Source organism: Chryseobacterium viscerum (genome assembly GCF_002899945.2).
GTDB lineage: Bacteria > Bacteroidota > Bacteroidia > Flavobacteriales > Weeksellaceae > Chryseobacterium > Chryseobacterium viscerum.
Map to the genome: position 1 here is coordinate 596250 of NZ_PPEG02000001.1, position 22802 is coordinate 619051.

A 22802-nucleotide genomic window follows, 5' to 3' on the forward strand; every position below is an offset into this window, starting at 1 on the left:
AATATTTAAATATCTTTTTTAGGCTTGATTATGTTTGGTTTTAAATCATTAAACTTATTACTGAAGAGAATCAATGCTTAATCTTGAGTCGTATCATCAAAGTTTCTCTTTTCCACTTTTTTAACCGGCTTTTTGGCATCTATCTGCTCTAAAAGCTTTAGACCCAGCAATCCGCTGATTCCCCCGTTTGCAGAGTCTCCTCCTCCGATGAGGATATCCGGCATTATCTTAACATTTTGATTGGCAATAGATTCCATTACTTTGAGTTGGGTAAAGTTGTCTTCTCCCATTGCGTCTACTGACAGCTTATAGGCTTCCGCATTGGATTTACCGATGGCCAGGATTTTTTCGGCTTCCGCATTCCCTATTAAAGAGATCTGTTCGGCATTGGCTTTGGCAAGCAATCTTGTTTTTTCTGCTTCCCCATTGGCTTTTTTCACTGCTGCTGCGGCAACACGTTCTGCAATCAATACTCCCTGATCGGCTGTTACGATTTCTTTTTGGATATCTGCAACTGCGGTTTCCTTTTCAAGGCTCTGGCGGGTTTCCTGTGCCAGTTTCTGAACCTCGAATGTTGTCTTTTGTTCTTCAGCGATCTTTCTGTCTGTGAGAGTTTTCATTAGTGTTTCAGGGGGAACAATATCTCCAATCAACGTATCTACTGCGGAAACGTTGTACTGTTCCAGTACATTGCTGATATGCTCTCTTGCCGATTGCTGGCGTTCTTTTCGGCTTCCAAGGAAAGCAATCACATCGCTGTCCTGAGCAGAATTTCTGAAGTAATTCCCAATAGTAGGTTCTAAAACCTGCCCCACCAGATTCATCATATTTCCGAAGCGGGCGATTACTTTTGGAGCTTCATTGGATGGAATGTGAATGATCTGGGAAACATCAAGATTGAACGGGAAGCCGTCTTTACTTCGTACTGTGATTGTTGAAAGATTTTTATCCAGCTGATGGGATTCACTTCTTGCAGAGGCCCAGTTCAATACAAGATTTGTTGTAGGAACCAGCTCTGTCTTCATAATATATGGGTTGACAGGATATTTACCTGGTCCTAGTGCTTCCCCCCAGACTCCCTTGCAGCCTTTTTCAACAATATTTCCATGCTTAAACTCTATTCCGCTTAGATCTTTTCCTTCATTTCCCACATAACTTATAACAACTCCTACAGAACCTATTGGAATTTCAGTCATTTTTACCATTTCCAGGATAACAAACCATGGGTTTAAAAAATAAGAGCCGGCTAAAATAACCTGCTCCTGCAATCCTTTGTAGCCTCCATTATTCAAAAAAGAATCTACATCCTGAAACTTATTATGTTCTTCTACTATTTTCCCTGCGATCTTCCCTTCTTCCAAAGGTTTTCCTTCTAAAGTAGTAATAACTCCGACTGCGTTATCCGGGATCTGCGTCATATCCGTTAATGAAACTTCAAATAATAAAGTATTTATCCGGTATGATCCTGGTGCAATGACTGCGGTCTGTCTTCCTTTTCTTCCGCCGGTTTTTAGAAAAGCTTCTGCGTCTTGAAAGGAATCGCATTCTACTTTTCTTGCCAGAATTCTTCCTGTTTCAAGCTCTCTCCCATCTCTCGCTAAAATTAAACCGATCTTTCCTGTCGGAATAATTGTAAAAGGCTGAAAATGGATAGAATACTGCCATATCCACTTCCAAAAGTAGATCCCCGGAGCTAAAGTCTGGGCCTGAAATCCTGCTTCACCGTTTGTGGCTATAATTCTGCCCTCCGGTAATTCCTGCTTTCCAATTAATACAAATTTCTTAGTGACCAATCCTATCTTATCTTCGGGAATAATGACCAACCCAAAGAATACTCGTAAAATGAGTTTATAAAATAAGAGGCTTCCAATGATAACAACTGCTGGTATTAACCAAGCTGACTGTAAAATGTTTTCTATTTCCATGATGTTTATTTTGTTTGTATTCAAATATCATTGGATTTTAAAATATAAAAGTCTTGCAACAGTATTTTTTAGTCTGATAAAAATCTTAAATTAGTCTCATAAAATAAAGCCCATGAAAAAGGACGATATTCTACATCTTGAGAAACTCATGAATTTCTTAAGCCGGCAGTTTTTAAAGAAAAACCATTGGGAAGATGTTACCAAAACTGAATGGTCTTATGTCTGTGCCGAGCTGAATGATCTCATTATCAATGATCTTTCAGAAAAAGGAATAAAAAAAGATCCTGATCTTCTGGGAACCAATTACCTTTATGAACACCTGATCATCAATAAACTGAAAAAATTCAGGCAGAATGAAAATGCTTTTCTGAGCAGACCCAATCTTGCCAAACTAAGTCAGATTGTCAAGGTTTTGGGATATTCCAATTATATAGATTTCATTAATTCTAATACGGAATCATTCAATTTCAATGATCTCAGAATTGATATGAATAATATTAATCAGAATACCGCTCTTTTAGACCGTTTAGTGGGCTGCTGGTATTCATACAACAGAAACCTACCCGACAACCCTTTGCTGGCAAAAGAAGACAGGATATGGCGTTCTGCAATGGAAATTTATAAGTCTGAAACAACCGGAGAGTATTTTATTGAAAGAAGCGGTGGTGACCAGCATAAGTATTTTGGTAAGGTAACGGCATATTCTGATTATGTTTTTATCATCATGAACAGCAATACTTTTATCCGTCAGAGACATTTTATTTCAAGAATAAAAGACATTAAAGAAAAACTTAAGAACCCAGACTATAAACTCCACGAAATCCACTTTATAAGCACCTGTATAAGTTTCAATCAGGAACCGATTGCCCTGTTTGAAATCTTCCGAAAAGCAGACAGAAAAAACTTTATTTCAGATTCTATCAGCTTCCCGATTGACAGTGACGAAATTCCTGAATCGATCATTAAACAGCTTGAAGACACTGAATCTAACAGAATAGATTACAGATAATTAAGAATTAAAAAAGACCTTAGCTTTTTTTTGAAAACTGCTGCAACGGATTTCGAAATTTCATCTCACTGGATCAATAACAATAAGAAACATCATTATCAATTCATATATACACCTCCCCGGAACAAAACTGCTCCGGGGATTACCATTTCTCCTATGCCTCGAATATATTTAACCTTTAAAAATCAATACTTTACAGCAATATTTATCTAAATTGAAAGTTCTAATTAAGAATCCTCAATCCTCTTGCTATGGAATATTATGAATTGTATGAAGTTTTGAAAAGTCATTTTGATTCCGGAAAAGCAATGATTGAAATAAAGGAATTAAATGTTTGTATTGAATCGATATCTTTTGAGTCCAAGGCTTCTGAGCTTCTTTATAGTCCGGAACATCAACGTTGCAGCCAACACAATAAACAACTAGAAATCAACGAAAAAGAATACCATTTTCATGATCACCCAGCTGTAGACATCAACGATTTTGATATTGAATGCAATAAAAAGTTTGAATATTATATCCTTAAGAGAGCTGATGTGGAAACAGCGAAAGGATGTATTTTTTTCTTCCATGGTTTGAATGAGAAGAAATGGGACAAATATTTACCCTGGGCCTATGAATTGGCTCAAAAAACACATAAAGCCATCATCCTCTTTCCTATAGCCTTTCACATGGACCGGGCAGAACCGATCTGGAGTAACCGTCATCATATGATGGAAGTGGTAAGTTTTAGAAAGAAAAAATTTCCGGAAAATACGAATGACTCTTATGTGAATGCCGCGATAAGTTCCAGGCTGGAGGCTCATCCTCAGAGAATTTTTTGGTCCGGGCTTCAGACTTACTCGGATATTACGGAGGTGGTAAAAGACATTAAAAACAATAAAATCGGGAGTATTTCTCCTGATGCAGGTCTGGATTTATTTGGATATTCTATAGGATCTTTCCTTTCTATGATCATCAAAATGGCTGATCCCAATCATTATTTCACCCAATCCAAAGTTTTCTGTTTTTGTGGAGGAATGACGATAGACCGGATGTTTCCGATATCCAAATACATTATGGATACACAGGCTACCATTAAAATGCAGTCTGTCTTTACCGAACTGCTCAGCTCAGATTTCAAATCGGATACCCGTCTGAAACATTATCAGAATGAAGGTTTACATCCTCAGGAAAGCTGGTTCAAAAAGATGCTCCGCTATAATTATTTTCAGAAGGAAAGGGAAGAAAGAATGTCTGAAATTCAGTCTCAGATAAAAGCATATGTCTTGGAAAAAGACAGTGTTGCTCCTCCGATGGAAGCTTTAAATACTTTACAGGGAGGCTACCGGAATATTAATGTTGACGTTGAAATTAAAGATTTCCCGTATGAATATTCTCATATGGTTCCATTTCCTTTGACTCATAAGCACAAGAAAGAGGTTACGGAAGCCTTTCATCAGTTTATAAAATCTGCCAGCGATTTTTATAATTCTTAGTTATTATTTATAAAAAAGAGACAGAAATAGTTTAAAAATCAATAATATAAGATCCATGGTGTTTGTTTTTGGAGTGATGAGGAAGTATGGTCAAACATCTTCCTACTTTATCAGCTGACTAACCAGTCTTTGAAATCTTTCACGCGGTCTCTGCTTACCGTAATTTCTTCTTCGGGCTGAAACTCCATATCCACTTTATAATAAGGCGAAGTATGGATGTTTTTGATGTAATCTGAGCTGATAATAAACTGTCTGTTGACACGGAAAAATTTCTTTTCATCCAGAACATCTTCCAACTCATCAAGGGTAAAATCTGACGGATATGTACGGTCTTCAGTCTGAAGATATACGATTTTATTCTCACTGAAAAAGCAGCTTATTTCCGGTGTCTGTATAATTTTAAGGTTGTACCCTATTTTAACCAAAACCCTAGAAAGGGTAGATTTTTCTTTCCTGATCAGCTGTTTGATATCCTGAGAGCCATTCGTGTCATTGGCAGGAATGAATGATTTAAATTTCTCCACCGCTCCTTCAAGATCTTCATCAAGAATAGGTTTTAAAAGATAATCAATGCTATTCAGCTTAAATGCTTTCAGCGTGTATTGGTCAAAAGCTGTCGTATAGATAATGAATCCTTTGGTAGGAATTTTTTCAAAGATATCGAAAGACAATCCGTCCCCCAGAACGATATCAGAAAAGATCAGCTGCGGGTGCTCGTTTTCAGAAAACCAGGCTACCCCTTCTTCTACTGATTCTATTTTGGTAACCACTTCAATTTCAGGAAATTTACTCAGCATTCTTTCTAATTTCCTTGAAGCGGGTTTTTCGTCTTCTATAATGACAGTTTTGATCATCGATCTTTAATTTTGGGTTTTAGATTTTAGAAAATAAAGTTAGATAAAAGTGGGCAGATTTTAATATTTTATCGGCTTTTTCTCTTTTTCAAGCTCTTTTTCGATCATATTCCTTTCCCATTCAGAATCAAAAAGAAACAGTTTTGATGCTTTTATAAGGATGATAAATCCCCAGATCCCAAGGATGGTATATCTGTCAAACAATTTGAAGCTGATAATCTTTTCGCCAAAAATATCATCGGGAATGATAAGAACAGCAAAAATTGCAAAAATGAAAAGGCTTTTATAGAATCTTTTGATACTTCTTGTTCTTGTAGCGGCAGTTTCGTAATCCATGATTGTATAGGTTTTTAGTTATTGTATTCGTTTATAATGTTTTTATTTTCCCTTTTTCTTCTTTCTCCATCAGTTCTTTTATTTTTCTCTCTTCCCAACCTTTTCCTATTCCGAATACCCCTACTGCATGAAATGCGATACCAATTCCCCAACCCAATGCCGGCCATAAAAACCATAGATATCCCGGAGCTGTCAAAAGATTTAATATGGCTAAAAAAGGAATCACCAGGCAATAAGAAGTAAGGTTTCCATAAAACTCTTTCAGTTCTCTTACTCTTCTTGAAGCTTTTCTGTAAGCAATCGTTTCTTTATTTGGTAAAATTTCCATAATGTCTTGTTTTAAAGGTTAATTTGTTTTTCTTGAGTCAAAGGTAGGTCAGGAAAAAGCTCAAATCAATTTTATATTACTGAATGGTAGAAAATTCTATCCGAATGGTAAAAGCCTGTCATTAATAGATAAACGGGATCAGTTTCTTTGTATTTTTCCTGTATTCTATGTATTCATCACCGAACTTTTCTACCAAAGCCTGCTCTTCGATTTTAATTCTATAAGCAAAAGCTAAAAACGGAGGTACAAAAGCGAAGATTAATGACAGCCAGTTATTCAAATACAAACCAAGCCCAAGGGAAGTCAACAAAGAAAAGGCGTAGGAAGGGTGTCTCAGAAATTTATAAAAGCCTTCTTTTTTGATCTGATGATCCTGTCTGATGGTAACATCTACTGTAAAATATTTTCCCAATGATCTGATGATCATGTATCTGACAATAATCCCGATCAGAATAAAAAGCTCTCCCAGATAAAGAATCCAGCTACCGTCCACGATCGGAAAATGAGTATACGTAGAGATGATGATTGAGGTTGCAATAGAAAAAGGGATGGCCAGCCATAGAATATTCAAGGTCGATTTATCCTTGTTCTTTTGGTCCTCTTTGCCGGATTTCAGCATATTTTTATAGAGAAATTCACTGAGAAACCAGGCTGCCATTGAAATGTAAAATAGCACGGATAAGGTATTCATTTTCAGTTTTTTTTAAGGTTAAAAGGGCAAAATTGCAAAGCAGCTTTATAAGGATTGACTTTTATGATTTTGTGTCTAATGATTTTTCTGTTTATCCATCAGCTCTTTAATCTTCTTATCTTCCCATTTTCTGATAAAATTAATCTGGGGTACAAAAACCGTAACGGCATGTGCCACAAGCCCGATTCCCCAGAAAGTGGCTGTAAAGAAGTTTTTAAACTGAAAATAACTTTCACCGGGCTTCAGATGGTTATAATTATACAAAACGATCATTGCATTCACTGCCAAATAGGCAAATAGATGTCCGTAAAAGCCGCGTAGTTTTTCTACCTGTCTTTTGGCGCGTTGATATTCAATATCATTTTCATCAAATGGTTCCATCGCTTTATTTTTTTTGTTTGTTCATTATTTCACGAATCTTTTTTTCCTGCCATGAATCTCCTACTCCAAACACCTGAAAGGCGTGGGAAGCGACCCCAATTCCCCATCCCAGAACTGGAAACCAGAACCATTGCGTTCTGCTGCTCGTGAAAAGATTGATAAAGATTAAAAAGGAGCAAACCGTACAGTATGAAATAAGGTTTTTATAAAACCCTTTAATCTCTTTCACCCTCTTCTGTGCTCTTTTGTAAGCGGCTGTTTCATCTTCAGGCTCTGAACTGGAAACATGAGGCTTAGCTAAAAGCATCGGAAGTTTCACTTTAAAATAATTTTCAGATTTTTCTATAAATACATTCCGGTCCGTAAGCAGAGAATAACGCTGTACAATATTAGCAAGACCAATACCTGAGCTTTCTTTGATCTGTTCTCTCACCTGTAAGTTGTTCTCAATACAAAGCGTATTGCCGTCTGAAAAAATTCTGATGATTAAAGGTTTCGCGGATGTAGCAAAATTATGCTTGATACAATTCTCCAACAGCAGCTGTAAAGCCAGCGGAACAACATATTTCTGATAGTCTTCCTTTGGAACATCAAACGTAAAACCTACGCTGTCTTCAAACCTGGTTTTTAACAGTTCACAGTATGTTTTGGCAAATTCTATTTCATCTTCCACCGTTACCAGCTCTTTATCTTTCTGTTCAAGTACATATCGGTAAATCTTTGACATTGAAGCGGTAAACTTCTGAGCCTGTAGTGGGTTTTCATCAATCAGAGAACTTAAGACATTCAGAGAATTGAAAAGGAAATGAGGATCCAGCTGATTCTTTAAACTTTCAAACTGTGCGTTTGCCGACTTAGCGATAAGCTTCTGCTCCACCACTTCTTTTCGGGAAGTCTTCTTCAGTTCTTCCATGAAACTTCTGGCATGAAGAAATGCTGATATCAACAGTGCAATATTGATCGTAAACCAGTTGAGGAAATTATATTTTCCCCAGAAAAACTCTTCTGTAGTCGCTGCTTTTTGAATGAGTACAAAATTGACGTAATTACAAAAATAGACGAGTACAAAATTGGCTACAATAATAGAAATAATACTTATAACCGCTCTTTTAGTAGTAGCTTCAGACCATGGAATTCTTTTATTCAGAAAGCTATTCAGCATTCCGTTTCCTCCTCCCAATACAAAAGAATAAATAAAAGAGATAAGTATGGTATAAAAAAAGTTTTCAAAATTCTTTTCTTCTGTAAAAACAAAAAAGAAAAACATCGAGACTGTAAGCGATACCCAGAATAGTATGATAAAATTTTTCCGTTTCATGATCTTTTTTCTTGACTCAAAATTAGCTTTTATTAAAGGTATCAAAAATTAATTCTTACTGAGAGGCTTATTTTCTTCTCCGAATGGTATAAAAAAACCTTCACGAATGAAGGTTGATTTTGTATGTGAAAAGTAGAAATAGAACTATTTCGCTTTTTCTACCGGAAGGCTAATGAAGTAATCTGCTTCTCCTTTCCCCCAATTAGGATCTAAAGCTGTTTTTGTTTTGTAAGCTTTAAATTTTGCCTGAGCATCTTTAAACATTTCCAATCCTTTAGTTTTACTTCCTCCGTACTGTTCAGGAGTAAAATAAATATCTTCTGCTTTGATAAGAGCAATTCTTGGATTCGCAGGCTCTAGTTTCTCTGCAATATTAAGTTCTTCAGCTGCTCTTGCACCGTCTGACATATATCGCTGTTGAGGATTTACCATCATTCTAAGAGAATAAGACATTTTTCTCAACAGATGAATTTCTGCATTATCTGCTCCTGCAAGATTCTGAGCCATTGACAAATGTTTCTCAGCCTGGTCTGCAATACCATCCAGTTCCTGCATTTTTCCGTCTCTCATCAATGTTCTTCCTTTCTGAATATAAGAAAATGCTGCATAATAAGCCGGAAGCCATTTGGAGCTCTCTTTACTTCCTATTCTCTGGAAATCATTGGCCAGTGTTTGGAAATCTTCAGCTGTTTTGCAGGTTTCAATTTTGGCAATTTTCTCAGACATTATTTTGTCGTAATCGGCCTGTGCAAAAGCAGTTAAGCTCATAAAAGCTAAAGCAAAGCTTAAAAGGTATTTTTTCATGATATCAAATTTTAAAAGTTAGTTATGTTTGTTTGTCCTAAGTTATGTTTTTTATAAATTATTATTGATGGCATCATCGGTTTTATCCACCCCAAAGCTTATAAATGCTCCTATGAACACAAAAGTATTTACCGGAGGAACTACTGCAGAACTTCTGGATCCATCCGCAGAAAAGTTATAGCCATATATATTCTTTGATCCTAAAATATTGCTTACACTCAATACAAATACAGGAAAAGCCTTCGCGTTTTTCTTACCAATATTAGGCAGGTAATTGATACTGAAGTTCAAAGCATTGTAATCTTTCATTCTACCTTCGTTTCGGGTATAATTAACTGCTGTTCCATTCTCAAAAGTAGAAGCAATATCATAATAGGGACGCCCTTTTGCATAGGTGTATGATAGATTTACCCCAAGTTTCCATTCCGGAATAAATCTTTTTGCGACAGCTGAAAGTGTATGTTCAGCAGCAAAACTTGGTTGAAGGCTGACCGGATAATTGAGAAAATCTCTTTTGGAATCCAGGAATGAATAACTGATCCAGTAGTCGATATTTTCAAACGTTTTTTTGTTGTCTCTCCAGAAAAATTCAACGCCTTTTGCATAGCCATACCCACTGTTATTCAAAGCAGTCTGAATCTGCTGATTCTGTTCTTTATTCGGAGTTACATTAAATGTTTTGATCAACTGGTCATACTTTTTATAAAATGCTTCCAAACGCAACGTTCTGCCTTCTGAAGCTCTTTGAACCTGAAAAATATAATGCTGTGATTTCTGGAAACCAAGATCTGCGGGGCCATTGATATATTTACTTTCAGGATTCTGATAAAAAAGACCGTAAGCTAATGAAGTTGTCCAGTCTTTTGCCAGACGATAAGCAATAGCAAAACGCGGGGCAATATTGCTCTTTCCTAAGAAAGATGAATGCTCTGCCCTTACTCCTATTTTCGCAGACAAAGCATTGCTAAAGCCAAGGTCTGTTTCTACAAAAGCCGAAGAGATCAAATCTTTATATTTTTTCTGTACTTTTTCAAAGTTTAGGTTTTCATCGGTATTATTCAGTTCAAAACCTCCCCTTACAGCACTGATTTTATTGATCTTTCTTTCAAGGACCGCTTTGAAATTCAAATAATTTCCATCGGTAAGAAGCTGGCTTCTGTTGGATTCTACCTCATTCGTCTCTGTAGAAAAATGAAGATCTGATTTGTTGTAAGAATAAGATCCACCCACATTCAGAAGATATCTTCCAAATTTCTGTTTAAAAGACAGGTTATGAAACGTATTTTTACCATTAAGCTTTACCAGGCTGAAATCATATCCGGGTTCAAGACTTTCTGATCTTACGCCCATTTTATTGGAATTGAACATCCCATAATATTTGAAAAAGCCTCCTGATTTTGTTTTGAATCTAAAATTCAGATCCCCATTAAGCCCTTGTGGTGCTTCCACAAAATCGGTATTAAAATTTAGTACTTTCTGCATCAGGCTTAAAAGAGAATACCCTGCTGTAGCTCCGTAGGAATAGTTTTTATTGTCTCCCAGCTTCTGAAATCCGGCACTTAGGAAAATAGGTGATATTCCAAGGCTATAGGAACTTTCATCCGGAAGATCAACGCTTTCCAGCATCAAAGCGCCTGAAAGCGCCTGCCCATATAATGCGGAATAGCCACCACTTGAAAATATATTCCCTTTGAAAAGAGAAGTATTGAACTGATCCCTTCCCGCAATTCCCGGAACAGAGTTAGAAAAATAATTGTTGATAAGGCTTCCATCCATAAAAATCTTAGATTCCGTGCCTGTACCTCCACGAATAAACAACCCTTCAGTCCCTCCTACTTTCTGTACCCCAGGAAGATAGGTCAATGCTGAAGAAATCTGTCCGTCTGCACCCGCGGTGGTATAAATATCAATTGGGGAAAGCAGCGCAGTCGCTCTTTTCTTATCACTGGCTTCAATAGAGCCTGCAGAAACGACTACCGCATCAATCTCACTGATCTGTTCTTTAAGATCTACATTCAAAGAAACACCCTGGTTCTCAATAGAAATTGTTCTTTCTACGTTCTCATATTTCGGATGGGTAAAGGTTATTATATGAGATCCTTTTTCTGAGGTCTCGAAAGAAAAGTTTCCCTGAGCATCGGTGGTGGTACCATCATAAGTATCCTTCAGGGTTACATTTACTTCACTTACTCCTTTATTTTTAAAGGCTACTTTTCCTGAGATTCTTACTTGTGAATATCCCATTATGGAAATGATAAGGAAAATCAGAAGCAGTAGATGTTGTCCTTTTGTTTTCATTGTTATTATTTTCTGAGTCAAAAATAGGATGAGAAATGCCTTTCTGGAAAAAAATTTTGACCGAAAGGCATTCTTTTGTTACCGAATGGTAATTAATGGATTGGAATGCAAAAATCCACGATCATTTTTCCTTCCGGATGTTCTTTAAAGTTGGAATGATAGATTTCAAAAGGAAGGGTTCTTCTTACGCTGTATTTATTTTCATTCATCCATAAAAATAAAGAAACCCAGCATTGTTCAAAATCGTCGAGGGTAACTTCACCACTTCCTACAATAAATCGTCCGGCATCTATGGTTTCGGCAAATACTTCACCCTCCTGCTGTGCCAGTTTTTCATCCAAAAGCATACAAGCATGAATCCTTACTTTATCCAGAGGTGTTATTTTGCAGCTGTCGTGATACACTGAAATCATCTTGACATTTTCCCTTGGAAAAAGAGCTTTCTTACTTGCCCAGTCTATTAAAATATTGAAGGAAGGCTCCACATTTGCAATTCCCAGGCTCATTACTGCTGCCAGATTCATTTCCGGCAATTCTTTTACTTCGATTTTTAAATTCATGTTCGTCCAATTTAATAGGTTTTCGATATTGCAAATGTATTGGCTGAAAACTGTATCAATTTGTCCGTTCTTGCTTTGTGTTTGTAAAATCTTGTGAAATATTTTGGGAGCTGATTTACGGAATTCTGTGGGAGGAAGACCATAATGTTTTTTGAATGTTTTGCAAAAGGCTGAGTGGTTTGAAAATCCAAGATTCCAATAGATCTCTTTGATCTCCATATGTTTATACAGCGCCAGATGAAGAGCGCTTTTCTCTATTTTCTTCCTGATAATGTAACTCTGCAGGGTTTCTCCTGTAATCTGCTTAAATATTCTGTGGAAATGAAACGGTGAATAGGCACTTATCTCTGAAACCTTTTCCAGCGACAGATTTGCATCAATATGATTATCAATATATTGAATTGTCTTTACAATTCGCTTTTTATACTCTTCCAATTCAAAATTGTTAGTTTACAAAGATATTTTTCTGCTCAGGAATTCTGTTGTCTTTTATTGCTATTGTCAAGAGAACTTTTCATTTTTTTTAGTGAACAATATCCTCTTCAAAATGTTTAAAAAAAGGAATTACATCTTTAATATTCGGATTTGAAGAAGCAACATAGCTATGGTAGTCTTCATGAATAAAAATCTGTTTGGTAAAGAATTTTTCATCTTCAATGACGCATTCGTTATTAACGATTTCAAAAGAATCTAAGGGAAGCATCATCCCTGCTCCATGCGCTTTTATGACAGCCTCTTTTCGGGTCCAATAGGTAAAGAAACTTGCTGTTTTATCTTCAGAAGTATCCATTTCCTGAAACTCATTAGCGGTCATTTGGAATGTAAAATCCAGATAGCTGGTCTTGGGATTATTGAATTCTACATCTATTCCCAAGGGATATTCTGCAATAGCACAAGCCACAAGATCTTTGGAATGCGAAATATTAAAATGAAGGGTTTGGTCTTTTAAGTAGGGTTTTTTATTGGGAAGCATGCCCGTTTCTGCTTGAGGGATGTTATAATAAGTCCTCAATCCATATTGCAAAAGAATCTTTCCCAGTAAAGAAAGCTGTGCATCCTGCCATCTTCTGTATCTCAGAATATCCTGTTTAGCTTCCTGAGAAAACGCAGGCAGATATTTGTCTAAAAGAGACTCATGTTTTTCTTCACTGATGAATGTATACAGAATAATCATTTTCTTTTTCCTGCCAGAGATACCGGATTTATAAATTGCTTTCTGACGACTAAAATAAGCTTTTTTTCATCTCTTTTTAAAGAAGTTAACCATCCTGTCCAAGTTTAAAAATTTAAGGTTAAAAGCAGCCGAATTACGGTTATGATTTACACTATCTTTTTAAAAAAGACCCGGATCATAAAGCGCTTTGGAAAATCTTTTATAAATTTATCGTAAAATCACTATAAATCATTTAAAAAATGAAAGTACAAACATTAGCACTATTGGCGGGATTTGCATTTTTAGCAGTTTCATGCGGAACAACAAAAATGTACTCCGTAAATGCCAAAAGCGGAACACAGACAGGAGGAACAGCGAAGTTTACCCAAAACGGAAATGGGGTAACCATGAAGCTTGATATCACGAATCTTACTCCTGGAATCCACGCAGTACACATTCATGAAAAAGGAGACTGCTCTGCGGCAGACGGAACTTCTACCGGAGGCCACTGGAATCCTTCCAAGAATGATCACGGTAAATGGGGTGCCGAACATTTCCACATGGGAGATATAGGAAACCTGGTTGCTGATCAGAGCGGAACTGCCACATTGACTTTCAAGACAGACAAATGGTGTCTGGGTTGTACAGATGAGTCTAAAAACATCATCGGAAAAGGTCTTATTGTACACGCAGCAGCAGATGACTTCCATACTCAGCCTACTGGAAATGCAGGAGGAAGAGTGGGATGCGTAGAAATTAAGTAATCTTTTTTACTCAATAAAAAAACCGCTAATTTTCATTAGCGGTTTTTTTATGTTTAGGATTTAGCTCCCATATCTGATACAATATTCATTGCTTCCTGCAGGTAAAGATCTTTTTTCAGATTCTTGATCCACATTTCAGATTTTTTCTTGAAAGCTTCGTCTTTTTTCTCTCTTTCTATCTCACTTGGATACATCATAAACTGAAGTCCGTTCTCAAATTTAGTCAAAGCTTTGAACTTTTCAATCTGAGATTTTCTGTTCTTCATCAGCTCATTGAACTTATTTATATTCAAGGTGATATTTTCTTCTTTATCCAATCTTTCTCTCCATTGAGCAGACTCTAATAACAATTGATAATTGCTGTTTTTAGCCATTCTGTCTGCACTTGCTTTTTCCAGCGCCTGAATATTGAAATAGTTCAGTTTCTGGAATTTTGTAGAAGGAATTTTATCCCATGCTAAAGCATAATCGTCATATCGCTCTCCTACTTCAGCATACGTGAAGAAATCTTTCATCTGAATATCAGAAACAATTCCTTTTCTCTGTGTAGATTCTCCGGTAATTCTGTAGAACTTCTGGATCGTTAGTTTTAAAGATCCGAAATCATCTTCCGTGTTCAGGAATCTGTTTAGGTCTACAAATGTCTGAACGGTACCTTTTCCGAAAGATTGCGGAGATCCTATAATCATTGCTCTTCCGTAATCCTGCATTACTCCTGCAAGGATTTCTGAAGCTGAAGCTGAAAGTTCATTTTGCATGATAACAAGAGGTCCTGTCCAGATAGGCGTTTCATTTTTATTCTTAAGGGTCTGTATTTTCCCGTTTCCGTCTTTCACCTGAACATAAGGTCCTGCTTCCATGAAAAGCCCCATAATATCCCCTACTTCAGTTAAAGAACCACCTCCGTTATTTCTAAGGTCAAGAATGATTCCTTCAATATTCTGTTCTTTCAGCTTAATGATCTCATTTTTGATGTCATCAGAAGCATTTCTTCCTTTGGCGTTTTCAAAATCAGCATTGAAACTTGGAAGGTTGATGAAACCATATTTCTTACCGTTTGCCTTATTTACAACAATACTTCTTGCAAAAGTGTCTTCAATAGCTACTTCTTCACGAATCATTGTTACATCCTTGGTAGTACCATCTTTTTTCTGAACAGTAAGTGTTACCGGTGTTCCTTTCTCTCCTCTGATCAATCTTACTGCTTCATCAGAAAGCATTCCTACAACATTTACAGCATCTTCTTTTGGTTTGGATCTTACTTTTAAGATTTTATCTCCTTCTGAAAGCTGTTTAGACTTCCATGCCGGTGCACCAATGGTAAGAGCCCCGAGATAAAGGTTTCCTTTTTTCTCCTGGATCAATGCTCCGATACCGATTACTTTTCCGGTAAACTGAGTATCAAAGTCTTCTTTATCTTTTGGAGAATAATAGTTGGTATGTGGATCGAATACTTCTGTATAAGCATTCATATACACTGTAAACCAATCCATTTTCTTTCTCTTTTTGAATCGGGTAAAGGTATCTTTTACAAGATCTTTTACTTCATCAGTCGCTTTTTTGATCTTTTCATCCTGAGTAAGAGCCTTAAACTTGATGGTATCTTTGAGCTTGTACTTCTGAACAGAGTCTTTCTTTTCTTTCTGAGCCTCTTCTTTGCTGTTCATCGATTCAACTTCCTGAAGGATATTGTATTTGATGAATTTTTTCCACTCATTATACTGTTCCTGCTTGTTGGCAGGTACTTTCTTCAATTTTGGCTCAAGGGTAAGCGCTTCATCTTCCTGAAGGTTGATTGGTTTGCTGAAGATGTCCTGAGTGATTTTATCGATCTCATCTACTCTCTGGTACAATCTGTCGATTGTAAGTTTGTAGAATGTCAGGTCTCCTTGCCCAATATAATCATCAAGCTTTGTTTCATGCTTGCTGAATTCATCCATATCAGATTGTACAAAATATCTTTTTGCAGGGTCTACCAATTCGAAATAATGCTTATAAACATCCTTAGAATAGGCATCATTGATAGATTTTGGGCTATAATGCAGATAAGAAAGTGTATTTTTTACGCTCACCATTATTGTTTGCATCTTTTCATCGTCATTCTTTGGCGAGTTGAAACAAAACATTAGACTGGTTAATGGAATAAGAAGTAAAAATTTATTCAGTTTGAAATTTTTCCACATAAACTGTCTTTAATTTATTAATTTTTAAAATAAGTATAATAATTAGTAGCAACAAGTTTGATACTGTTACAAACGATCAAATTTAATACCTTATTTACAAATATCGAACAGTTTTAATTATTTTTATTAAAAGAGGTTCACAAATAATAAAAGCAATCTCGGGTATTTCCTATTATCAGGCTCTTTGATTCCAAAACGAACTCCTGATCTGTTTTTTTCCATAAATATACTTACACTTTATTTTTTCATTGAAAATTAAAAAACAAGTACCACAAAACTCAATTTTGAGACATAAAGGCATAAAATATGCAGGAAACTAAGCAAATAACATTAAAATATAAAGTCATGAGAAGTCTATTATGGTTAGTTGCAGTCATCTGCATCGTTGTTTGGCTTTTGGGAATACTGGGAATTGTTCCGGGTATCAGCACAGGCTATTTAATTCACGTTTTATTGGTCATTGCCATTGTTGTTGTTCTTTATAACATTATTACAGGCAGAAAACCTCTCGATTAGTTTATTATTTTGTAAAACCACTTTAATTAAAACACCATCGGCTTTCACAGATTCTCTTCAGTTGAGTCCTATATGAATTGAAAAAGTATCTGTGAAGGACTGAGGTGGATTTTGAAAATGCGGATTAAACCAACCTATTAACTTTTCTTCATTTTCTGTTTCATTTTCTGAACCTTATATTCTTCATCTTCTCTTTTCCCAGACCCATTTTGTGACTAAAATATCGCTATTTCAAATCTGAATTAACAATACTCAATAATAAACCTGCTGTTTTACCGCATCTTATTTTTGACTACATTTGATGTGTTGAATTTCTATTTGTTCGATTCTGAAAATGAACAAATTCACTCTATTTGAATAAAAAATATTAAAGATAATTTATGGAAAGACCGCTTATTCTGGTTACTAATGATGATGGAATTACAGCTCCTGGTATCAGAAATCTTATCAGTTTTATGAATGAAATCGGAGAAGTTGTTGTTGTAGCCCCTAACTCTCCCCAAAGTGGAAAAGGCCACGCTATTACCATCAATTCTACCCTAAGCTACGAAGAAGTTACCCTTGATGGTCCACAGACTGATTTTTCATGCAGTGGAACTCCTGTAGACTGCGTAAAAATGGCTCTTGATAAGATTATGTCAAGAAGACCTGATATTGTGGTTTCAGGAATCAATCACGGTGCAAATTCTTCAATCAATGTGATCTATTCAGGAACTATGTCTGCAGCTGTAGAAGCTGGTGTAGAAGGAATTCCTGCTATTGGGTTCTCATTATTGGATTTCAGCTGGGAAGCAGATTTTACTCAGGCAAAAGAATTTATTCAGAATATTGTAAGAAGAACGCTGGAACACCCGATGCCAAAAGGAGTTGTTCTGAATGTCAATATTCCGAAACTTGCTGCTGCAGAAATAAAAGGAATAAAAGTATGCAAACAAGCTAACGCAAAATGGGAAGAAAGCTTCGACGAAAGGATAAATCCACATGGTAAAAAATATTATTGGCTGACAGGTTATTTCAACAATATGGATGATTCTGAAGATGCTGACGAAACGGCATTGGCGAACGGATATATTTCCATCGTCCCTGTAAAGTTTGACATGACTGCCTATGAATATATGAAAACACTGGAGGAGGTAATGACCTTTGAAAATGTAAATGAGGTGAAATAATCTTATTAATCATTTACTTATTAAACAGTATAAAAAACTTGACTTCAGCAGAGATCAGAAGTTGAAGTTTTAACAATAACACGGCATGAAATACCATTTTTCATGCCGTATTTTTATGTCATCTGTGACAAAATACATCCATTCAAAAAGCATCCGCTTCGGATTATTCACTACCTTTATTCTGACAAATAATTACAAAATGCGTATAGAATATGACATAAAATTAGGGTTCAAGGATGTAATGTTCCGCCCTAAACGTTCTACTTTAAAATCCCGATCAGAAGTTGATTTACAAAGAGAATTTACCTTTAAACATACTAAGAAAAAATGGACAGGAGTTCCGGTAATTGCCGCCAATATGGACACGGTGGGAACTTTTGAAATGGCCGTAGAACTGGCAAAGGAAAAAATTATTACAGCTGTTCACAAACATTATACCCCCGAAGAATGGAGCAAGTTTCTGGAAAGCCAACCCGATAGTATTCATCAGTATATTGCTTTAAGCACAGGAACAGGAAAGGCTGATGAAGAGAAAATAAGACAGATCCTCGAAAAGCATCCAAAAATTGAATTTCTCTGTATAGATGTAGCCAATGGCTATTCTGAGCATTTCGTTGGATTTGTGAAGAAAGCAAGAGCCAATTTTCCCGATAAAATTATCATCGCAGGGAATGTTGTTACCGGAGAAATGGTAGAAGAACTTCTTCTGGTAGGTGCAGACATTATAAAAGTAGGTATTGGTCCTGGATCCGTTTGTACGACCAGAGTAAAAACGGGAGTAGGCTATCCTCAGCTTTCTGCCATTATTGAATGCGCTGATGCTGCTCATGGCTTAGGAGGCCATATCATCGCAGACGGTGGCTGTAAAGTCCCGGGAGATGTTGCCAAAGCCTTCGGTGGGGGTGCAGATTTTGTAATGCTTGGCGGTATGTTTGCCGGACACGACGAAAGCGGAGGAGAAATGATTGAAGAAAATGGTAAAAAATACCGTCTCTTCTATGGAATGAGTTCCAAAACGGCTATGGATAAACATTCCGGAGGGGTAGCAGAATATCGTTCTTCCGAAGGTAAAACCGTGAAAGCAGCTTATAAAGGTCCGGTTTCAGAAACGGTAAAAGATATTTTGGGAGGAGTACGCTCTACCTGTACTTATGTAGGAGCGTCCAAACTGAAGGAACTTTCTAAGAGAACTACTTTTATCAGGGTTCAGGAACAGGAAAATCAGGTTTTTAAAGACTAGAAATAAAAACAAATAAAGGCTTTAGAATTATCTAAAGCCTTTATTCTTTTGTCCTTATATATTTTTTATTAAAATACTTTTGAAGCTGATCATTTACATAGGTTTCCTGTTCATGCTCTGAAGCCATTTCATCCATATACAAAATCCTCGGAACTTCTTTGATCTTATCAACGACAACAGAGTCTTTAGAAGAATTCCTGATGATATCTACTCGTTCATTCATCTCTTTTTCATATTCTTTAAGATCTGTCGTCATAATCTCCATCACTATATTTTCTCCATTGAAATCAATGTTGAAATATGAATATTTTTCAGGGAAAATTTTTAACTCCGGAAGAAAAACAATGAGGAGGGAAGCCCACCAAAATTTTTTAACTTTTTCAAATTTAAAAAACATCAACACTGAAAAACTGATCAAAAAATAAAAGATGATACTTTCAAACTGTCTTGCAACAGAGTTGAGAATATAGCCTGTAAATAATAAAGGGAGTAAAGAAACTGACCAAAACAAAACCGCGTTTTTAAATGTGATTTTCGTACTGATATTTTTAAGTTCTTTCTCAAAAACCTTAATAAATAAAGGAAGCACTAATAAAACTTTAACGGCAACATACATTGTACTCGCACCAAAAAGAGCCATTCTCTTCAACCATTTTATCATTCCACCTTCTGTCTCTCCCATTCTGTTGAAGTTTCCGGGTGCCAAAAAGCTTATCAGTAAAAAAACACTTCCTATCAGTACCAAAGTCAGATTTCTCTTATTGCGTTTCTGATAATAAGATAATAACAAAAGCCCTTCAACAATCAATGCCAGAGTTTCATTGGAACCCATCAGAATGATAGTAAGCAAAACCGAAAGGTAAAACCATATTTTCTGCTGTGTATCCTCGCTTTTTTTATAAAAATAGAGTAAAATGCCTGCTAAAATAACAGGAACGAAATAGACATTAGAGCCTGTAATCCAATAGTAATGCTCAGGAAGACTTACCAGAAGGATTGTATAAAAGAAAAACAGAAGAAATCCTTTTTTGATGGATTCTTTCAGGGAATAATTGAAATATTCTTTAAAGTTTAACGCTGAAATTCCAATGAAGGAAAGTAGTAAGAAAACAGGATAGATCTTGGGAAGAAGATTATTATTGTCATAAAAAACAGGGTTAAACATATTAATAGAATACCCAAAATATCTACCACCCCAGGTTGTATAAGTCTGAATAAAACTTTGTAACAACCCTATTTTTCTGGTCGTATAGGACCAAAAATAATCATCGGTCTGATATACATTAAACCAACTCATGTATGCCAGACCGACGCCTATTAAAATCGACAAGAATAATACTATATTCTGTACTTTTTTCATTTTCTAAGTTAACATTCCACCGTCAACGTTTAATGTTTGTCCGGTAATATATCCTGACATATCGCTTCCAAAGAATACACATGCATTTGCGATATCTGCAGGCTGTCCACCTCTTTTCATCGGAATCTCTTCTCTCCATCCCTGAACTGTTTTTTCGTCCAGAACAGCTGTCATTTCTGTTTCAATAAATCCAGGCGCAATTGCATTACATCTGATATTTCTTGAACCCAATTCCAATGCAACAGATTTTGTAAATCCGATAACCCCAGCTTTAGAAGCTGCATAGTTGGCTTGTCCGGCATTTCCTTTCACTCCTACTACAGAAGTCATATTGATGATAGATCCTGATCTTGCCTTCATCATCGGCTTGATTACCGCTTTTGTAAGGTTAAAAACTGAATCTAAATTTACCTTGATCACTTTATCCCAATCTTCTTTGGACATTCTCAATAACAGGTTATCTTTTGTAATCCCTGCATTGTTTACCAAAATATCAATCTGCCCGAACTCTGCCATTACATCCTCTACCAATTTCTGAGCAGCATCATAATCTGATGCGTCGGACTGATATCCCTTAATTTGGGTTACAGAACTTAAAGCTGCTTCTAATTCTTTTGCTTTGTCTACAGAACCGGCATAGGTAAATGCTACTTTTGCCCCTTGTTGAGCAAACATTTCAGCAATCCCTTTCCCGATTCCTCTTGTAGCTCCGGTAATTATTGCTACTTTTCCTTCTAATATTTTCATATCTATTGATAATTATTTTCTTTTATAACTCATTCAGCTTGTGACAGCTGACTCTTTTAGTTCTTATACATTCCTTTCGGAATTAAACGGTTTGCAAAGATATTATAAATTGTTATTCAACCCATTTAAATTGTTAAAATACTGCTTTTTTTAATGTTTATTTAGCTTTTATTACAGCTGAACCGTATTATTTCTAAATCTGGTGAAATAAATAAAGTCTGTTTTTTTATCTTTATCCAGTTTCAGAACTTCTTTCTGCCAAAAATATTTATCATAAATAATTTCCTTTAGAAGTTCATTCTGGAAATTTGAAACTCCGAATTTCCCTTCCTTTCTTACCACAATTTCGTTTTCAGCATTCCCGAATGTTATGATGTCTTCGTAAACAAAAGGTACAATTTCTGTTCCTTTACCATCCAGAATGCCATAAAAGCTGGCTGTATTTTTACATACCAAAGGTTTTGAATATTGATTAAGAGGATTAAAGTACTCAACATCCTCATTTTTTATCTGACTGATATTTTTCAGCTCCTTCATCGAGTGATCTACTACCGAAAACGTATAATACTTATTCTGTTTCTCAAGGATAAGACTCTCAGGATAGAAACCGAAAATTTGTACTCCATCTCCTACAATATTCTTAAGGTCTTTATCCAGAAATTGTTCTTCATTCCCTTTTTTAAGATAGATGAAATCTTTTCCGGAAATGGTAAAACTCCTGATGAAATCATATTCCTGCGGGAGAATGATATTCCCTTGGATATCAATAATACCGGATTTTTTTACTTTATCATTGTAAACACTGAAGAAGTTATTCAATAAAGGATTTAAATATTTAAAAGCCTGGGGATACAAATTCCTGTCTTTCTTACTGAAAACAGTTGTTTTTCCTTTTTTTTCGAGGTAGATATATTCTTTTCCGCCGAAATATTCCGGGGTAACATCACTAAAGATTTCTTCAGCAATGGTATTTTCCTCAATATCGATTAAGCCATACTTACCTGTACTCTTATTTCTGGTAATCAGATAGGGATAAGCATTGATGTTCATCACCTGTTTCGAAAATTGATGTAAAGTCTGTCCATTATCTCCAATAATTTCACTTTCATTATTATCATTGATAATCAATGCTCTACCCTCTTCAAAATTATAATCTTCTTTAAATTCCCGGCTGCTGACCTGCTTTCCGTTGAGATCATATAGAAACCACTTGCTATCTTTTAAAACAAAAAATCTGTTCTTCCCTGAAAAACGGATCTTTTCTGCATAAGGAATGATTTCCTTTCCATTGTAATCATAAACCGCTTCTTTGTCTTGTTTTGAAGAAATAATGCGTTCCCTACTCCACCATGGTGTATTAAACTCCTGATTATCCAAAGAGATCAGTTCTTTTCCTTTCTCATCAATAATGGCTGATTTTCTATTGTTTCCTTCTTCAGAATAAAGGATAAACCTGTTTTTAAAAACATGCAAAATTCCCCCTTTATAAGGAGATTGAAAGGTAATGGCACCCAGAGAATCTACAATTCCCTGTTTTTTGGTCCCGGAGTCATATATTGTTCCATATCCGTCCGAATAGGAATGGACCTCCTTCCCTATCTTTTTTGACAGGATAACCTTCATATATTGGTTAGTCTGTGCTGTACAAACTACAGAACATAATACAAAAACTAATTTCTTCAAGGAAA

21 protein-coding genes are annotated in these 22802 nt (G+C 36.0%); 6 read left to right on the forward strand and 15 right to left on the reverse strand.

Annotation, left to right across the window (positions count from 1 at the left end; translation table 11 throughout):
• Window positions 1-77: 77 nt before the first annotated feature.
• On the reverse strand, window positions 78-1925 hold the full coding sequence (locus tag C1634_RS02740) for an SPFH domain-containing protein (protein WP_103231841.1): 1848 nt from the start codon (window positions 1923-1925) through the stop codon (window positions 78-80).
• Window positions 1926-2037: 112 nt separating this feature from the next.
• Here C1634_RS02740 and C1634_RS02745 point away from each other — a divergent pair, with 112 nt between their 5' ends.
• Together C1634_RS02745 and C1634_RS02750 are read left to right on the forward strand one after the other, a co-directional pair.
• Window positions 2038-2934 (forward strand): hypothetical protein, encoded by an 897-nt coding sequence (locus C1634_RS02745; RefSeq protein ID WP_109737862.1) that lies wholly within the window; start codon window positions 2038-2040, stop codon window positions 2932-2934.
• Window positions 2935-3185: 251 nt separating this feature from the next.
• The gene (locus C1634_RS02750) at window positions 3186-4412 is read left to right on the forward strand and encodes a DUF6051 family protein (RefSeq protein WP_109737863.1); all 1227 of its coding nucleotides are present in this window, start codon (window positions 3186-3188) and stop codon (window positions 4410-4412) included.
• Window positions 4413-4522: 110 nt separating this feature from the next.
• Here C1634_RS02750 and C1634_RS02755 read toward each other — a convergent pair whose 3' ends face one another.
• The 10 genes from C1634_RS02755 to C1634_RS02800 all read right to left on the reverse strand — a co-directional run bounded on the left by C1634_RS02755 (window position 4523) and on the right by C1634_RS02800 (window position 13156).
• Complete coding sequence (locus tag C1634_RS02755) at window positions 4523-5266, reverse strand: LytR/AlgR family response regulator transcription factor (protein WP_103231838.1); 744 nt, start codon at window positions 5264-5266, stop codon at window positions 4523-4525.
• A 60-nt stretch (window positions 5267-5326) separates the two neighbouring features.
• Window positions 5327-5602 carry a 2TM domain-containing protein gene (locus tag C1634_RS02760; protein ID WP_103231837.1) on the reverse strand — a complete coding sequence of 92 codons (276 nt, stop codon included), beginning with the start codon at window positions 5600-5602 and terminating at the stop codon, window positions 5327-5329.
• A gap of 31 nt (window positions 5603-5633) precedes the next feature.
• Window positions 5634-5930 (reverse strand): 2TM domain-containing protein, encoded by a 297-nt coding sequence (locus tag C1634_RS02765; protein ID WP_103231836.1) that lies wholly within the window; start codon window positions 5928-5930, stop codon window positions 5634-5636.
• A 121-nt stretch (window positions 5931-6051) separates the two neighbouring features.
• Complete coding sequence (locus C1634_RS02770; RefSeq protein ID WP_103231835.1) at window positions 6052-6621, reverse strand: methyltransferase family protein; 570 nt, start codon at window positions 6619-6621, stop codon at window positions 6052-6054.
• Window positions 6622-6696: 75 nt separating this feature from the next.
• Entirely contained in the window at window positions 6697-7002 is a 306-nt protein-coding gene (locus C1634_RS02775) for a 2TM domain-containing protein (RefSeq protein ID WP_103231834.1), read from the reverse strand.
• A 4-nt stretch (window positions 7003-7006) separates the two neighbouring features.
• Window positions 7007-8320 (reverse strand): 2TM domain-containing protein, encoded by a 1314-nt coding sequence (locus C1634_RS02780; RefSeq protein WP_103231833.1) that lies wholly within the window; start codon window positions 8318-8320, stop codon window positions 7007-7009.
• 144 nt (window positions 8321-8464) lie between these two features.
• A complete protein-coding gene (locus tag C1634_RS02785; protein ID WP_103231832.1) occupies window positions 8465-9124 on the reverse strand; it encodes a hypothetical protein in 660 nt (219 codons plus the stop codon).
• 51 nt (window positions 9125-9175) lie between these two features.
• Complete coding sequence (locus C1634_RS02790; RefSeq protein WP_103231831.1) at window positions 9176-11422, reverse strand: TonB-dependent receptor; 2247 nt, start codon at window positions 11420-11422, stop codon at window positions 9176-9178.
• 92 nt (window positions 11423-11514) lie between these two features.
• Entirely contained in the window at window positions 11515-12417 is a 903-nt protein-coding gene (locus tag C1634_RS02795; RefSeq protein WP_103231830.1) for an AraC family transcriptional regulator, read from the reverse strand.
• An 88-nt stretch (window positions 12418-12505) separates the two neighbouring features.
• Window positions 12506-13156: a 4'-phosphopantetheinyl transferase family protein gene (locus C1634_RS02800; RefSeq protein WP_103231829.1), complete on the reverse strand. Its 651-nt coding sequence runs from the start codon at window positions 13154-13156 to the stop codon at window positions 12506-12508.
• 239 nt (window positions 13157-13395) lie between these two features.
• Between C1634_RS02800 and C1634_RS02805 the strand changes: the two genes are divergently transcribed.
• Window positions 13396-13899: a superoxide dismutase family protein gene (locus C1634_RS02805; protein ID WP_103231828.1), complete on the forward strand. Its 504-nt coding sequence runs from the start codon at window positions 13396-13398 to the stop codon at window positions 13897-13899.
• A gap of 53 nt (window positions 13900-13952) precedes the next feature.
• Here C1634_RS02805 and C1634_RS02810 read toward each other — a convergent pair whose 3' ends face one another.
• Window positions 13953-16082, reverse strand: a complete 2130-nt coding sequence (locus tag C1634_RS02810; RefSeq protein WP_103231827.1) for a carboxy terminal-processing peptidase — start codon at window positions 16080-16082, stop codon at window positions 13953-13955.
• Window positions 16083-16427: 345 nt separating this feature from the next.
• Between C1634_RS02810 and C1634_RS02815 the strand changes: the two genes are divergently transcribed.
• The 3 genes from C1634_RS02815 to C1634_RS02825 all read left to right on the forward strand — a co-directional run bounded on the left by C1634_RS02815 (window position 16428) and on the right by C1634_RS02825 (window position 19007).
• Window positions 16428-16598, forward strand: coding sequence for a lmo0937 family membrane protein (locus C1634_RS02815; RefSeq protein ID WP_103231853.1), 171 nt, complete (start codon window positions 16428-16430; stop codon window positions 16596-16598).
• 380 nt (window positions 16599-16978) lie between these two features.
• Complete coding sequence (gene surE, locus C1634_RS02820; RefSeq protein WP_103231826.1) at window positions 16979-17767, forward strand: 5'/3'-nucleotidase SurE; 789 nt, start codon at window positions 16979-16981, stop codon at window positions 17765-17767.
• A gap of 199 nt (window positions 17768-17966) precedes the next feature.
• Window positions 17967-19007, forward strand: coding sequence for a GMP reductase (locus C1634_RS02825; RefSeq protein WP_109737909.1), 1041 nt, complete (start codon window positions 17967-17969; stop codon window positions 19005-19007).
• A gap of 40 nt (window positions 19008-19047) precedes the next feature.
• Here the strand turns inward: C1634_RS02825 and C1634_RS02830 are convergent, their stop codons facing one another.
• From C1634_RS02830 to C1634_RS02840, 3 genes are all read right to left on the reverse strand, one after another.
• Complete coding sequence (locus C1634_RS02830) at window positions 19048-20367, reverse strand: DUF6056 family protein (RefSeq protein WP_123921358.1); 1320 nt, start codon at window positions 20365-20367, stop codon at window positions 19048-19050.
• 3 nt (window positions 20368-20370) lie between these two features.
• The gene (fabG, locus tag C1634_RS02835; RefSeq protein WP_103233756.1) at window positions 20371-21114 is read right to left on the reverse strand and encodes a 3-oxoacyl-[acyl-carrier-protein] reductase; all 744 of its coding nucleotides are present in this window, start codon (window positions 21112-21114) and stop codon (window positions 20371-20373) included.
• Window positions 21115-21285: 171 nt separating this feature from the next.
• Window positions 21286-22797 (reverse strand): WG repeat-containing protein, encoded by a 1512-nt coding sequence (locus C1634_RS02840; RefSeq protein ID WP_123921360.1) that lies wholly within the window; start codon window positions 22795-22797, stop codon window positions 21286-21288.
• Between the last annotated feature and the right edge of the window lie 5 nt (window positions 22798-22802).